We start from the raw sequence: 13,638 nt of genomic DNA, 5'->3' as shown, positions 1-13,638 counted from the left end.
GCCGCAAAATAAATAATTATCCGGGATGTCGGCGCGGCCGCCTCGTCTTCGTCCTGTGGTCGTAGATCAGATGGAGTTCCGATGTCGTTGACACTGCATTACCACCCGCTGTCCTCGTTCTGCTGGAAGGCGCTGATCGCGCTTTACGAGAACGGGGTCCCGTTCACACCGAACCTGCTCAATCTCGGTGATCCCGAGCAACGCGCGGCGCTGCTGCGGATCTCGCCGATTGGCCGCTTCCCCGTGCTGAGCGACGAGGCGAGGGGAGAAACGGTACCAGAATCCAGCATCATCATCGAATATCTCGACCGGCATTATCCCGCTGCCACGCGATTGATCCCGGCGGACCCCGATCTCGCGCTCAACACCCGGCTGCGCGACCGCGTCCTGGACCTCTACGTCCATCTGCCGATGCAGAAGATCGTCGGCGACCGGCTCCGTCCGGCCGACAAGAAGGACCCGCATGGCGTGGCCGAGGCGCGGGAGCAGATCCGCGCCTCCTATGCGATGCTGAACGACCAACTCGCCCACGGCGGCTGGATGATGGGCGACAGCTTCACCCTGGCCGACTGCTCGGCCGCGCCGACCCTGTTCTACGGCAACAAGGTCGAGCCGTTCGCGGATCGTCACCGGCATCTGGCCGCCTATCTGGAACGGCTGACAGCGCGGCCGTCCTTCGCGCGCGTTCTCCGCGAGGCCGAGCCCTATTTCGGCATGTTCCCGCAGGAGACCTGAGGTCGTGTGCAGAGCTGAACTCTTAGCCGGCACTGAAAAATAATTGCGGCCATGATGTCTCGATCGGCCGGTTCCGCTCGTCTTCCACGTGAGGCGCGCGATCCGGCCGGATCGCGCGCGCCCGAGCACGTGGAGACGACATGGCTGCAGATGGCAACAGAGCGGAGATCGTCCGCGCGATCTTCGCCGCCTATTTGGCCGACGATCGCCGGACGGTCGAAGCGGCGTTCGCGGACGACTTCCGCCTCAATACGCCCTATGGCGAGAACACCGACAAGCCGACCTATTTCGCCGAGTGCTGGCGCAGCAGCGACTGGATCGGCCGCCACGACATCGAGCGCATTATGGTCGAGGGGAGTGAAGCCTTCGTCACCTATCGCTGCGTCGCCAAGGACGGCAAGAGCTTTCGCAACACCGAGTTCTTCGTGTTCGACGGCGACAGGGTGAAGCGCATCGACGTCTATTTCGGCCCCTCGCACCAAGATGGCGCGCTGGTTCGGCAGGATCGCTGAGCGCGCGATGCCGATCGTGCAGGCCAAAGTCAACGACGTCCGAAATTATTTCCCGCTGCATGTCGGTTGTGCAAAACCCCGGCCGTCTTACATCCGAGAGCCTGCCCCGGTTTCGATGCGGCGCATCGAACCGGACTGACTGCAAACCAAAGGATGCCATTCAAATGCGTTTCATGATGCTGATGATCCCGCTCGGCTATGAGAGCGCTCCGGCCGAGCTCGACCTCGACCCCGAGCGTGTCGCCGCGATGATGAAATACAATCAGGCGCTGAAGGATGCCGGCGTGCTGATCACGCTCGAAGGCCTGCATCCGCCCGCCACTGGCGCGCGCGTCTCGTTCGCGACCGGCAAGCCCGTGGTCACCGACGGTCCGTTCACGGAGTCCAAGGAGGTGATCGGCGGCTTCTGGATGATCGAGGTCGCCTCGCGCGCCGAGGCGATCGAATGGGCCAAGCAGTGCCCGGCCACGGGCAACGAGATCATCGAGATTCGCCAGGTGCAGGAGATGGCGGATTTCTCCGAGGAGGTGCAACAGGCCGCCGCCACCTTCGAGCATCCGCAGGGCGGCTGGGGCAAGGCACTGCGCTGAATCACCGATCGTCAATCCAACCAACCGCAACGGAGCAGCAGATGAGCACGACCAACACGTTCCTCGCCGTCTATCTCGGCAGCAAGGGCGGTCCGCGCATGGAGGCCTGGAACAAGATGCCGGAGGCCGAGCGGCGGGCCAAGGAACAGCAGGGCATGGCCGCCTGGGGCGCCTGGGTCGAGAAGCATCACGATGTGATCGTCGAGATGGGCGGTCCGCTCGGCAAGACCAAGAAGGTCGACGCCAACGCGATCGCCGACATCACCAATACGATGACGGGCTTTACCGTGGTGCGCGCCGCCTCGCACGAGGCCGCCGCAAAGCTGTTCGAACACCACCCGCACTTCACGATCTTCCCCGGCGAGGCGGTCGAGATCATGCCGGTGCTGCCGATTCCGGGCCGTTAATTCGACGTCGGAGGGTGGGGGCTGTCGGTTAGTCCCGATGCAGCCCCGCGGCCGCCGCTAGTGACCTTTGCGGCCGGCTCATGTAAAAGTTATTCACATGAGCTGGAGCAAGGACCAAAGCCGCAGCGAGCGCGGCTATCATCACGGCAATCTCAAGGAAGCGTTGCTGCAGGCCGCGCTCGACCTGATCTCGAAGAAGGGGCCGGCCGGCTTCACCTTCGCCGATGCCGCGCGCATGGCCGGCGTCAGCCCCGCGGCGCCCTATCGGCATTTCCGCGACCGTGAGGAATTGCTCGCCAGCATCGCCCAGCGCGGCTTCGAGCAGTTCGAGGCGGTGCTGACGGCGGCCTGGGACGATGGCCGGCCCGACACCGTCACGGCGTTCGAGCGCGTCGGCAGGGCCTATCTCACCTTTGCGCGCGAGGAGCCCGCGTTCTACTCGGCGATGTTCGAATCCGGCCTGCCGCCCGACGCCAATCCGACGTTGATGGCTGCAAGCGAGCGCGCCTTCGCGATCATCCGCGCCGCCGCCGAGCGACTCGCCGCGCTGGCGCCGCCCGGCATGCCGCGGCCGCCGGCGATGATGATGGCGCTGCACATCTGGGCGATGTCGCACGGCGTCGCCTCGCTGTTCGGGCGCGGCGATGCCGCGCGGCGCAAGCTGCCGATGTCGCCGGAGGAATTGCTGGAAGCTGAAGTGCTGATCTATCTGCGCGGCCTCGGCTTCCCGACCGATCGCAGGCCTGATGCCGCGGCGAGCGAACAAAAGTCGTCGGGTCCCTGGGGCAAGCCGAAATAAAGTTCCAAAAATAATCTGAGGGGTGCGTCATCCGCGCTGCTTGACTTTCCGAAGGGATCGGCTACCTATGTAAATGTTATTTACATTCACAACGGCGTGATGCCGTGATGGAGAAGGTCAATGGCCTACACCGCTGATGTCAATCGCTGGCGCGGCCCCGTCGATGAATCGTATCCCCCGCACATGCATATGCATTGGGCGCCGTGGCATCCCCTGAAGATCGCCCTGATCATTCTCGGCTTCATGATCTGGTGGCCGATCGGTCTCGCCCTTCTCTTTTTCACACTCGGGAGCAGAAAAATGGCCTGTTGGAGTCACTACGATCAGGATCGCTGGCAGAACAAGATGGAGCGGATGCAGTACAAGATGGACCGCATGCGCGACCGCATGGAGCGCCGTGGCTTCGGCTGGGGCTTCGGTCCGCCCACCAGCGGCAACCGCGCCTTCGACGAATATCGCGCCGAGACGCTGCGCCGCCTGGAAGAGGAGCAGAAGGAGTTCAAGGATTTCCTGAGCCGTCTGCGTCATGCCAAGGACAAGGAAGAGTTCGACGCCTTCATGGCGCAGCACCGCACCCGTCCGACTCCGCCGAACGATCAGCCGCCGCAGCCGCCGCAGGGTTGAGCGTCACGCGAAGGAGCTGAGCCTTCAGGCGATGTGCCCCCATAGCACCTGAATGGCCGCGAGCCGTCCGCTTGCCCCCACGCAAGCGGACGGTTTGCATTTTGCGCCGATCGTGCTCACCTTAGTCCGTCGAGAAGTCCGACGATGAGGCGGGGATCATGACGACACTTGCGGCATGTGACGATCTCTGGCTTGCGATCCGGCGCGAAGCGGAAGCTGCGATCGCCGCCGATCCCTTTCTCGAGGCGTCCGCCGCCTTCATCCTCGATCAGGGCGACCTCGGCAGCGCGCTCGCCTTCCTGATCGGCCGGGCTATCTGCCGCGCCGAGGCCGATCGCGCGCAGTTCACGCGCGCGGCTCGCGAGGCGTATGTTGCCGAGCCCGCGCTGGTCGATGCCGCGGCCACCGATCTCATCGCGATCGTGCGCCGCGATCCGGCGATCACGGGCTTCCTGCCGCCGCTCTTGAACTTCAAGGGCTACGTCGCGCTGCAGGCCTGGCGCGTGTCGAATTGGCTGTGGCGCGAGGACCGCCCCGACCTTGCTCTGCTGATGCACAGCGCGGCATCGGACCAGTTGCAGATCAGCATTCATCCCTCGGCCCGGATCGGAACGGCGGTGTTCCTCGACCACGGCACCGGCATCATCATCGGCGCGCTGGCTTCTGTCGGCGACGAGGTGACGATTTTGCAGAACGTCACCATCGCGCGGCATCAGGCTGATCCGCGCTACGCGCCGACAATCGGCCAACGCGTGCTGCTCAGCGCCGGCGCGACGGTGATCGGAAATCTCTCGATCGGCGACTTCGCCAAGATCGGCGCCGGCGCGCTGGTGACGTCGGACGTGCCCGCCGGCTGCACCGCCGTCGGCGTGCCCGCGCGGCTGACCAACTGCGCGGAGGCGGGTGCGCCGTCGCGCTCGTGAGGTGAGGTTGTAGGGTGAGCACGCCTCTCAGGCTCCCTCCCCCGCAAGGGGGGAGGGAGCCCTGACGGCGTGCTCGCCTCACTGCATGACGCGGGGAACCACCGCATCCTACACATTCGACCCATGGATCGCCTCGATCACCGCGTCCGTCACTTCCTTCGTTGTCGCACTTCCGCCGACGTCGGGCGTCAGCACGCCGGCTGCGCATACTTTCTCGACTGCGGCCATCAGCCGCGCGGCGGCGTCCTTCTCGCCGAGATGCTCGAGCATCTGCGCGCCGGTCCAGAAGGTGGCGACCGGGTTGGCGATGCCCTTGCCGGTGATGTCGAAGGCCGAGCCGTGGATCGGCTCGAACATCGAGGGGAAGCGGCGCTGTGGATCGATGTTGCCGGTCGGCGCGACACCGAGGCTGCCGGCCAGCGCGCCGGCGAGATCGGACAGGATGTCGGCGTGCAGATTGGTGGCGACGATGGTGTCGAGGCTCTTCGGATTGAGCGTCATGCGCACCGTCATGGCGTCGACCAGCATCTTGTCCCAGGTCACATCGGGAAATTCGGCGGCGACCTCAGCCGCGATCTCGTCCCACATCACCATGCCGTGGCGCTGTGCGTTCGACTTGGTCACCACGGTAAGCAGCTTGCGCGGCCGGGACTGCGCGAGCTGGAACGCATAGCGCATGATCCGCGTCACGCCGACGCGGGTGAAGACGGCGACTTCAGTGCCGACCTCTTCCGGCAGGCCCCTGTGCGCGCGGCCGCCCATGCCGGCATATTCGCCTTCCGAGTTCTCGCGCACGATCACCCAGTCGAGATCGCCGACGCCGGCATTGCGCAGCGGCGAGGCGACGCCGGGCAGGATCTTGGTCGGCCGTACATTGGCGTATTGGTCGAAGCCCTGGCAGATCGGCAGGCGCAGGCCCCACAGCGTGATGTGATCGGGCACGTCGGGTGCGCCGACCGCGCCGAAATAGATCGCGTCGAACTTTTTCAGTTCAGCGAGGCCGTCGGCCGGCATCATCACGCCGTGTTTCTTGTAATAGTCCGAGCCCCAATCGAAGGTCTTGACGTTGAAGCGGATGTCGCCGGTGCGTTTGGCCAGAGCCTCCAGCACGCGGACGCCGGCCGAGATCACTTCGGGGCCAATGCCATCGGCGGGGATGGCGGCAATGGAATGGGTGCGCATGACAATCTCCTGAATGAGGGTGGGATCAATGGGACCGGGCTGGTGACGGTTGAGGAGCGGTGTTCGCTTTGGGGCTCGCCCGCGACAGCAGCAGCGTGAGCACGGCCGAGAGCACCAGCAGGCCGGCGACGAAGTAGAGACCGCCGTCGAAGCTGCCGGTCCGCTCCTTGATCCAGCCAATCATGGCGGGCCCGACAAAGCCCCCGAGATTGCCGATCGAGTTGATGGTGGCGATGCCGGCCGCGGCGGCCGAGCCCGACAGAAACATGGTCGGCATGCTCCACAGCGGCGGCTTCGACGAGGAGATGCCGATATTGACCAGCGTCAGCGCCGCGATCACGGCGGCGAGCCCAGTCCACAGCCCCGCAAGCGCGAGCCCGGCAGCGGCGATCAGGCAGGCGATCACCACGTGCCAGGTGCGCTCGCCGGTGCGGTCCGAATGCCGCGCCCACAGGATCATGGCGATCACGGCAATGGTCGCGGGCACCGCGTTGAGGAAGCCGACCGCAAGCGACGACAGGCCGAACTGCTTGATGATCTGCGGCGCCCAGACGCCGAGCGTATAGAGCCCGGCCGAAGTGCCGAAATAGACCAGCGCCAGCGCGAGCACGCGCGGATCGGCGAGCCCGCGCCAGATGCTGTGGCTTGCGGTCGCGGCCTTGCCGTCGTTCTCCGCCTTCATGGTCTTGACCAGCCAGTCGCGCTCGTCGTCGGCAAGCCACTTGGCCTGTTCCGGCCGATCAGTCAGGAAGCCGAGCACGACGAAGCCGAGGACGATGGCCGGCACCGCTTCCAGCACGAACAGCCACTGCCAGCCCTTGAAGCCGAGCAGGCCGTCCATCTCGAGCAGCGCGCCGGATACCGGCGAGCCCAGCACGGTCGATAGCGGCGCCGCCGCCATGAATAGCGCAGTGACGGCCGCGCGCTGGCGCGCCGGAAACCAGTAGGACAGATACAGGATGATGCCGGGGAAGAAGCCGGCCTCCGCGGCGCCGAGCAGAAAGCGCAGCACGTAGAAGCTGGTCGCGCCCTGCACCAGCGCCATCGCGGCGGAGACGAGGCCCCAAGTGATCATCACCCGCGCGATCCAGATCCGCGCGCCGATCCTGTGCAGGATGATGTTGGAGGGCACCTCGAACAGGAAGTAGCCCCAGAAGAAGATACCGGCGCCGAAGCCGTACACCGTCGGCGACAGGCCGATGTCCCTATTCATTGTCAGCGACGCGAAGCCGATGTTGACGCGGTCGATGAAGGCCACGAAGTACAGCAGCATGATGAACGGAACGATGCGCAGTGAAATCTTGCGCAACACGCGCGTCTGAAGCTCGCCGGCCATGAGCCTCCCTCGGGTTGGTGTTCTTGTTGGGACGGCGCGCTCTCGCCGCGCCAGCAGGAAGCCTAGAAGGGGGCGCCCTTCCCATTCAATCCGCGCGAGTTTATACAAAAAAACGATATAATCGCGGAGCCGTCATTGCGAGGAGCCAGCGGGTCGCGCGAACGCGCGCCCGATGACAGGCTCCGCGACGAAGCATCCATCCCTCCTCGTCTGCGATGGCAACGGATTGAAGGAACGCGTCTTGGAACTGCATCAGCTCCGCTGCTTCGTGGCCGCCGCCGAGGAGCTGCATTTCGGCCGTGCCGCGCAGCGCTTGCAGATGCTGCCCTCGGCGCTCGGCCGTCACATCAAGCTCTTGGAGGAAGATCTCGGCACGCGCCTGTTCGCGCGGACCACGCGCGCGGTGTCGCTGACCGAGGACGGCGCCGTGCTGCTGCGCGAGGGGAGGGCGCTGTTGAGCCGCGCCGAAGCGATCGAGGACGGCTTCCGCAAGCGCCTGCGCAAGCCGTCGACGCGGCGGTTCCGGATCGGGGCGATCGACAGCGCCGCCGCCGGCCTGTTGCCGCCGCTCTTGCGCGATATCCGCCGCGCGCATTCCGACATCGCCGTGCAGCTTCTCGAGGAGAAGACCATCCGGCTGTTGCCGAAGCTGCTCTCCGGCGCGCTCGATCTCGCCTTCGTGCGTCCGCCGGAACGCCCCGATAACCGCATCGAATTCGTGTCGCTGCTGCAGGAGACCGCGGTGGTCGCGGTGTCGCGGAAGCATGCGCTGGCGCGGCGCAGCGTGATTTCGCTGGCCGATATTGCGGACCAGCCCCTGATCGTGCCGGCGCGGCGCTCGCGGCCGCACAGCCACGATCTCACTGTCAAGCTGTTCGACGAGGCCGGGCTGGCGCCGCGCATCCACCAGATCGCCGACGAGAAGCAGACCATCGTCAACATGGTCGCGGCCCGGCTCGGCGTCGCCATCGTGCCGCGCTGGACCTCGCGGATGGCGATATCAGGCGTCCGCTTCGTGCCGCTCAGGCTGAAGCGCGGCAGCAGCACCGGCCGTCTCCCGCTCGCCGCCGCGTGGCTGAAAGGCTCGCGCGATCCAATCCGCGATCGCGTGCTCGCCGTGCTCGAAGCAAGATTGAAGAGCTACGCGTGTGAGGCGTGAGCAGAACTCACCGTCATTCCGGGGCATGCGAAGCACGAGCCCGGAAATGGCGGTGAGGTGAGCACACTCTTCAGTTGCGCACCCCTCTTACCGGTAGGGCTATCCTCGTCCTGACTTCCGCCTGGAAGGCGAGGAAAATCTCGCTGCGATTAAGCCTCCGCCTAGCTCACATAGACCAGATTGTAGACATACGACTTCGTCTCCTTCCGGCTCACCCAGTCGCCTTCCGGGGGATGATCGCCCTGATCGGCCGGCAGCACGTTCCAGGGCCGGCCGGTGCAGGATTGGCTTGCTGTGTCCCAAGCCACCCAGCCCCAGTCCCTGCGGCGTTCGATCCAGAGATCCTGGTCCTGTCGTTGGTACCCGACGGTTCCATCGGTGCGGGTTTGCCGCACGAAGGTGTAGACAAGGCCGTCGCTCTGTCGGCGCAGCTCGAATCTATCCCGATTTTGCCTGCCAGCCATGATGGTTCCGCTTTGTGGACTCGCGTTATGTTATAATATAACACTATTCCATGGCACACGCGCATTCCCACGATCACGCCCACCACGGCCACACCCATTCCCATGGGCACAGCCATGGACCGGCATCGCCGCATCCGGCGCAGGGCACGCATTGGTCAATCCTGCGCATGACCGTGCCGGCCCGGCTGTCCGCGGCAATTGCCGTCAGTGCCTGTCTGTGGGCCGTGGTCTGGCTGGCGATGAGGTGATCCGTGGCTCCGCTCGTTACATTCCGCGACGTCACACTGGGCTATGACCGTCACCCGGCGGTGCATCACCTCAGCGGCGAGATCGCGCCCGGTGCGTTGCTCGCCGTGATCGGTCCGAACGGAGCCGGCAAGTCGACGCTGTTGCGCGGCATCGCCGGCGTGCTCAAGCCGCTGTCCGGCGTGATCGATCTCGACGGGCTCGGGCACAGGGATATCGCCTATCTGCCGCAGACCGCCGACATCGACCGCAGCTTCCCGATCTCGGTGTTCGACTTCGTCGGCACCGGTCTGTGGCGCAGCACCGGCTTCTTCGGCGGGATCAGCAAGGCTGCGCGCGAAAAAATCCTCATGGCGATTGCTGCTGTCGGCCTCAACGGCTTCGAGAACCGTCCGATCGGCACGCTCTCCGGCGGGCAGATGCAGCGCATGCTGTTTGCCCGCGTGCTGTTGCAGGATGCGCGCCTGATCGTGCTCGACGAGCCGTTCAACGCGATCGACGCCAAGACCACCGCCGACCTGCTGGCGCTGGTCAAGCGCTGGAACGCCGAAGGGCGCACGGTGCTGGCCGCGCTGCACGACCTCGACATGGTGCGCAACAACTTCCCCGAAACACTGCTGCTGGCGCGTGGCCCGGTGGAATGGGGTCCGACCGCGGACGCGCTGACGCCCGACAACCTGACGGTCGCGATGCGGATGTGCGAGGCCTTCGACGACTCTGCCGCCGCCTGCGCGGCCGATCCGCGTTCGAGGGCCGCCTGATCGCCATGATCTACGATGCGCTAATTGGCCCGTTCACCGAATTCGAGTTCATGCGCCGCGCGCTCGCAGCCGTGATCGCGCTGTCGCTCGGCGGTGCGCCGATCGGCGTGTTCCTGATGCTGCGGCGGATGAGCCTGGTCGGCGACGCCATGGCGCATGCGATCCTGCCGGGCGCGGCGATCGGCTTCCTGCTGTCCGGGCTCAATCTGTTCGCGATGACGACCGGCGGCCTGATCGCGGGCTTCACCGTGGCGCTGCTGGCGGGCCTCGTCGCCCGCACCACCGAGCTGAAGGAAGACGCTTCGCTCGCGACCTTCTATCTGGTCTCGCTGGCGCTCGGCGTCACCATTGTCTCGATCAAGGGCACCAATATCGATCTCTTGCACGTGCTGTTCGGCAACATCCTGGCGATGGACGACCAGACGCTGCTGGTGATCGCCTTCAACGCCACCCTCACGTTGCTGGTGCTCGCGGTGATCTACCGCCCGCTGGTGATCGAATGCGTCGATCCGGTATTCCTGCGCACGGTGAGCAGGGCCGGGGCGCCGGCGCATCTCGCCTTCCTCGCGCTGGTCGTGATCAATCTCGTCAATGGCTTTCATGCGCTCGGCACGTTGCTCGGCGTCGGGCTGATGATCCTGCCTGCCGGCATTGCGCGGTTCTGGTCGCGCGACATCACCACGATGATCTGTATCGCGGTCGCAAGCGCGATGTTGTCAGGCTATGCCGGGCTCGTGCTATCGTATCAGACACGGATTCCGTCCGGCCCGGCGATCATCCTGGTGGCGGCGGGGCTCTATGTCGCCTCGCTGCTGCTTGGCAACGTCAGTGGACTGGTGCGGCAGCTCTTCCCCGGCCGGCATCTCGAGGCGTGACGGCGATGCGCAAATTGATCGGGCTGATCGGTCTGGCGCTGCTGCTGGCGAGTGGTGCGGCGCGCGCCGAGGGACGCGTCAACGTCGTCGCGAGCTTCTCGATCCTTGCCGACATGGTGCGCAACGTCGGCGGCGACAGCGTCGACGTGACTGCGCTCGTCGGCCCCGACGGCGACCCGCATGTCTATGCGCCGACGCCCGCGGACGCGAAGAAGGTGGCCGCCGCACGCCTTCTGGTCGTCAACGGTCTCGGCTTCGAGGGTTGGCTGCCGCGGCTGCTAGAGGCTTCCGGAAGCAAGGCCCCGGTCACGGTGGCGACCAGGGGCATCATGCCGCGAAAGATGGGTGGCCATGACGATCCGCATGCCTGGCAGTCGGTGGCCAATGCGAAGATCTACGTCATCAATATCCGTGACGGGCTGATTGCCGTGGCCCCGGATCGTGCCGACGTCTTCAAGGCCAATGCCGATGTCTATCTCGCCAAACTGGAGGCACTCGACCGCGAGGTGCGCGAGGCGGTGGCGAAGATACCCCAGGAGCGACGCAAGGTGATCTCCACTCACGGCGCCTTCGGCTATTTCGCCGACACCTACGGCGTGACCTTTTTCTCGCCGCTCAGCGTCTCGACGGATGCCGAGCCCAGCGCGCGCGACATCGCCGCCATCATCGCCCAGATCAAGGTTGCGAAAATTCCGGCAGTTTTTCTCGAAAATATCAGTGATCCGCGCCTGATCCGGCAGATTGCGTCCGAGACCGGCGCGAGGGTCGGCGGGACCCTTTACTCCGACAGTCTGACAGGCGAAAACGGCGATGCGCCCACTTACATTGACATGGTCAGGCACAATATAAAGGCCCTGACCAGCGCGCTCGCCGACTAGGGCAGGGGCCCTCCCTGCCGGGGTTGAGCGCCTTCCAAGTTCCTCGGAGTTGTTATGGCTGAAGCATCGCAAAAGATTCCTGTGACCGTGCTGACGGGCTATCTCGGCGCCGGCAAGACCACGCTTTTGAACCGCATCCTGTCGGAGAACCACGGCAAGAAATACGCCGTGATCGTCAACGAATTCGGCGAGATCGGCATCGACAACGACCTGATCATCGGCGCCGACGAAGAAGTGTTCGAGATGAACAATGGCTGCATCTGCTGCACCGTGCGCGGCGACCTCGTCCGCATCATGGACGGGTTGATGAAGCGCAAGGGCAAGTTCGACGCCATCATCGTCGAGACCACCGGCCTCGCCGATCCGGCGCCGGTCGCGCAGACCTTCTTCGTCGACGAGGATGTGCAGAAGAATGCCCGGCTCGATGCCGTCGTGACGGTGGCCGACGCCAAGTGGCTGAGCGATCGGCTCAAGGACGCGCCCGAGGCGAAGAACCAGATCGCCTTCGCCGACGTCATCGTGCTGAACAAGACCGACCTGGTCTCGAAGCCCGAGCTTGCCGAGGTCGAGGCCCGCATCCGCGGCATCAACCCCTATGCCAAGCTGCATCGCACCGAGCGTTGCCAGGTGGGGCTGACCGACGTGCTGGAGCGCGGCGCGTTCGATCTCGACCGCATCCTGGAGATCGAGCCGGATTTCCTCGAGGCCGGCGACGATCACGACCATGACCACGATCATCACCATCACGACCACGATCATCACCACCATCATGATCACGATCATGGCGGGCTGAAGCACTATCACGACGAGGACATGCAGTCGCTGTCGCTGCGCTCCGAGAAGCCGCTCGACCCGACCAAGTTCATGCCGTGGCTGCAGCAGCTCGTCGCCACCGAGGGCCAGAAGATCCTGCGCTCGAAGGGCATCCTCTCCTTCACCGGCGATGACGATCGCTACGTCTTCCAGGGCGTCCACATGATGCTGGAGGGCGATCACCAGCGGAAATGGAAGGACGGCGAGAAGCGCGAAAGCCGGGTCGTGTTCATCGGTCGCGATCTGCCTGAACAGGCGATCCGCGACGGCTTCGAGCAGTGCATCACCACGTGATGAGCGACTTCGACGCGCCCGACGGGCCCTCCATCGTTTCGATCACCGACCGCGTCAAGCAGCTCCCGCTCGGCGCAGCCATCGGTTCGGTACACTTCCTCGGCGACCGCGCGTTCTTCGTCGGTGCGGAAGAGAGCGTCGCGATCGCGACCGCCGATGGCGAGATCACTCGCGTGCCGACCCATTTCGGCGCCATCCTGTGCGCGGTATCCGACGGCAAGCGGCTCGTCACCGGCGGTGACGACGGCAAGCTGATCGCAACAGATGCGAAGGGCGAGACAGCGACGATCGCGACCGACGCCAAGCGGCGCTGGATCGACAACGTCGCGTTGCACACCGACGGCACGGTGGCGTGGTCGGCCGGCAAGACTGCCTTCGTCCGCAGCTCCAAGGGCGAGGCCAAGAGCTTTGACGTGCCGTCGACCGTCGGCGGGCTCGCCTTCGCGCCCAAGGGGCTGCGGCTTGCGATCGCGCATTACGGCGGTGTGACATTGTGGTTTCCCAACATGGCGGCCAATCCGGAATTCCTGGAATGGGCCGGCTCGCATCTCGCCGTCACCTTCAGCCCGGACAACAAATTTCTTGTCACCGCGATGCACGAGCCCGCGATGCATGGCTGGCGGCTCGCCGACAACAGGCATATGCGGATGAGCGGCTATCCCGGCCGGGTGCGCTCGATGTCATGGACTGTCGGCGGCAAGGGGCTCGCGACCTCGGGCGCCGATAGCGTGATCGTCTGGCCGTTTGCCAGCAAGGACGGCCCGATGGGCAAGGAGCCGGCGATGCTGGCGCCGATGCCGGCGCGGGTTGCCGTGGTCGCATGCCATCCGAAGAACGACATCATGGCGGTCGGCTACAGCGACGGCGCGGTGCTGATGGTGCGGCTCGAGGATGGTGCCGAGATCCTGGTGCGGCGGAACGGCGGCGCGGCGGTCTCGGGACTGGCGTGGAATGCCAAGGGCACGCTGCTCGCCTTCGGCGCGGAAGATGGTGACGCGGGCATCCTGGAAATGTAAGAGATCGCGGCATCCAGCCGGGCA

At 65.2% G+C, this 13,638-nt stretch carries 16 protein-coding genes; 13 read left to right on the top strand and 3 right to left on the bottom strand.

Annotated elements, in window-relative coordinates; genetic code table 11:
• Positions 1-81 precede the first annotated feature (81 nt).
• The 7 genes from P6U25_RS31370 (at position 82) to P6U25_RS31340 (ending at position 4,590) form a co-directional block, all read left to right on the top strand.
• A complete protein-coding gene (locus tag P6U25_RS31370; RefSeq protein ID WP_407148613.1) occupies positions 82-735 on the top strand; it encodes a glutathione S-transferase family protein in 654 nt (217 codons plus the stop codon).
• 140 nt (positions 736-875) lie between these two features.
• On the top strand, positions 876-1,247 hold the full coding sequence (locus tag P6U25_RS31365; RefSeq protein WP_407148612.1) for a nuclear transport factor 2 family protein: 372 nt from the start codon (positions 876-878) through the stop codon (positions 1,245-1,247).
• A gap of 164 nt (positions 1,248-1,411) precedes the next feature.
• A complete protein-coding gene (locus P6U25_RS31360) occupies positions 1,412-1,837 on the top strand; it encodes a YciI family protein (RefSeq protein ID WP_407148611.1) in 426 nt (141 codons plus the stop codon).
• 41 nt (positions 1,838-1,878) lie between these two features.
• Positions 1,879-2,244, top strand: coding sequence for a hypothetical protein (locus P6U25_RS31355; RefSeq protein WP_407148610.1), 366 nt, complete (start codon positions 1,879-1,881; stop codon positions 2,242-2,244).
• Between the two features lie 97 nt (positions 2,245-2,341).
• Positions 2,342-3,043 (top strand): TetR/AcrR family transcriptional regulator, encoded by a 702-nt coding sequence (locus tag P6U25_RS31350; protein WP_407148609.1) that lies wholly within the window; start codon positions 2,342-2,344, stop codon positions 3,041-3,043.
• A 120-nt stretch (positions 3,044-3,163) separates the two neighbouring features.
• Positions 3,164-3,667, top strand: a complete 504-nt coding sequence (locus tag P6U25_RS31345; RefSeq protein ID WP_407148608.1) for a DUF2852 domain-containing protein — start codon at positions 3,164-3,166, stop codon at positions 3,665-3,667.
• 158 nt (positions 3,668-3,825) lie between these two features.
• Entirely contained in the window at positions 3,826-4,590 is a 765-nt protein-coding gene (locus P6U25_RS31340; RefSeq protein ID WP_407148607.1) for a serine acetyltransferase, read from the top strand.
• A 108-nt stretch (positions 4,591-4,698) separates the two neighbouring features.
• On the opposite strand, the gene P6U25_RS31335 is transcribed toward P6U25_RS31340, so the two are convergent.
• Both P6U25_RS31335 and P6U25_RS31330 read right to left on the bottom strand, forming a co-directional pair.
• Positions 4,699-5,772: a tartrate dehydrogenase gene (locus P6U25_RS31335; protein WP_407148606.1), complete on the bottom strand. Its 1,074-nt coding sequence runs from the start codon at positions 5,770-5,772 to the stop codon at positions 4,699-4,701.
• 25 nt (positions 5,773-5,797) lie between these two features.
• Complete coding sequence (locus tag P6U25_RS31330; RefSeq protein ID WP_407148605.1) at positions 5,798-7,108, bottom strand: MFS transporter; 1,311 nt, start codon at positions 7,106-7,108, stop codon at positions 5,798-5,800.
• A gap of 241 nt (positions 7,109-7,349) precedes the next feature.
• On the opposite strand from P6U25_RS31330, the gene P6U25_RS31325 reads away from it, so the two are divergent.
• Entirely contained in the window at positions 7,350-8,267 is a 918-nt protein-coding gene (locus P6U25_RS31325; protein ID WP_407148604.1) for a LysR family transcriptional regulator, read from the top strand.
• Between the two features lie 161 nt (positions 8,268-8,428).
• Here P6U25_RS31325 and P6U25_RS31320 read toward each other — a convergent pair whose 3' ends face one another.
• Positions 8,429-8,731: a hypothetical protein gene (locus P6U25_RS31320; protein ID WP_407148603.1), complete on the bottom strand. Its 303-nt coding sequence runs from the start codon at positions 8,729-8,731 to the stop codon at positions 8,429-8,431.
• Between the two features lie 251 nt (positions 8,732-8,982).
• Between P6U25_RS31320 and P6U25_RS31315 the strand changes: the two genes are divergently transcribed.
• Genes P6U25_RS31315 through P6U25_RS31295 form a run of 5 tightly spaced genes read left to right on the top strand, consistent with a single transcriptional unit; the run spans position 8,983 to position 13,614 of the window.
• On the top strand, positions 8,983-9,738 hold the full coding sequence (locus P6U25_RS31315) for a metal ABC transporter ATP-binding protein (protein ID WP_407148602.1): 756 nt from the start codon (positions 8,983-8,985) through the stop codon (positions 9,736-9,738).
• Between the two features lie 5 nt (positions 9,739-9,743).
• The gene (locus P6U25_RS31310) at positions 9,744-10,613 is read left to right on the top strand and encodes a metal ABC transporter permease (RefSeq protein ID WP_407148601.1); all 870 of its coding nucleotides are present in this window, start codon (positions 9,744-9,746) and stop codon (positions 10,611-10,613) included.
• A gap of 5 nt (positions 10,614-10,618) precedes the next feature.
• On the top strand, positions 10,619-11,491 hold the full coding sequence (locus P6U25_RS31305; RefSeq protein WP_407148600.1) for a metal ABC transporter substrate-binding protein: 873 nt from the start codon (positions 10,619-10,621) through the stop codon (positions 11,489-11,491).
• 54 nt (positions 11,492-11,545) lie between these two features.
• The gene (locus P6U25_RS31300; protein WP_407148599.1) at positions 11,546-12,598 is read left to right on the top strand and encodes a CobW family GTP-binding protein; all 1,053 of its coding nucleotides are present in this window, start codon (positions 11,546-11,548) and stop codon (positions 12,596-12,598) included.
• Complete coding sequence (locus P6U25_RS31295) at positions 12,598-13,614, top strand: WD40 repeat domain-containing protein (protein ID WP_407148598.1); 1,017 nt, start codon at positions 12,598-12,600, stop codon at positions 13,612-13,614. The genes P6U25_RS31300 and P6U25_RS31295 overlap by 1 nt, the downstream gene beginning before the upstream one ends.
• The last annotated feature ends 24 nt before the right edge of the window (positions 13,615-13,638 follow it).

Origin of the sequence: Bradyrhizobium sp. ORS 86 (genome assembly GCF_045571475.1) — a bacterium.
Lineage (GTDB): Bacteria > Pseudomonadota > Alphaproteobacteria > Rhizobiales > Xanthobacteraceae > Bradyrhizobium.
The sequence above is the reverse complement of the archived record's forward strand: the minus strand, read 5'-3'. Positions and strand labels throughout refer to the sequence as shown.

Coding starts and splice junctions, on each gene's coding strand:
- P6U25_RS31295 (WP_407148598.1), top strand. CDS start 12,598: ATGAGCGACTTCGACGCGCCCGACGGGCCCTCCATCGTTTCGATCACC.
- P6U25_RS31355 (WP_407148610.1), top strand. CDS start 1,879: ATGAGCACGACCAACACGTTCCTCGCCGTCTATCTCGGCAGCAAGGGC.
- P6U25_RS31365 (WP_407148612.1), top strand. CDS start 876: ATGGCTGCAGATGGCAACAGAGCGGAGATCGTCCGCGCGATCTTCGCC.
- P6U25_RS31350 (WP_407148609.1), top strand. CDS start 2,342: ATGAGCTGGAGCAAGGACCAAAGCCGCAGCGAGCGCGGCTATCATCAC.
- P6U25_RS31340 (WP_407148607.1), top strand. CDS start 3,826: ATGACGACACTTGCGGCATGTGACGATCTCTGGCTTGCGATCCGGCGC.
- P6U25_RS31330 (WP_407148605.1), bottom strand. CDS start 7,108: ATGGCCGGCGAGCTTCAGACGCGCGTGTTGCGCAAGATTTCACTGCGC.
- P6U25_RS31360 (WP_407148611.1), top strand. CDS start 1,412: ATGCGTTTCATGATGCTGATGATCCCGCTCGGCTATGAGAGCGCTCCG.
- P6U25_RS31310 (WP_407148601.1), top strand. CDS start 9,744: ATGATCTACGATGCGCTAATTGGCCCGTTCACCGAATTCGAGTTCATG.
- P6U25_RS31305 (WP_407148600.1), top strand. CDS start 10,619: ATGCGCAAATTGATCGGGCTGATCGGTCTGGCGCTGCTGCTGGCGAGT.
- P6U25_RS31345 (WP_407148608.1), top strand. CDS start 3,164: ATGGCCTACACCGCTGATGTCAATCGCTGGCGCGGCCCCGTCGATGAA.
- P6U25_RS31335 (WP_407148606.1), bottom strand. CDS start 5,772: ATGCGCACCCATTCCATTGCCGCCATCCCCGCCGATGGCATTGGCCCC.
- P6U25_RS31320 (WP_407148603.1), bottom strand. CDS start 8,731: ATGGCTGGCAGGCAAAATCGGGATAGATTCGAGCTGCGCCGACAGAGC.
- P6U25_RS31300 (WP_407148599.1), top strand. CDS start 11,546: ATGGCTGAAGCATCGCAAAAGATTCCTGTGACCGTGCTGACGGGCTAT.
- P6U25_RS31370 (WP_407148613.1), top strand. CDS start 82: ATGTCGTTGACACTGCATTACCACCCGCTGTCCTCGTTCTGCTGGAAG.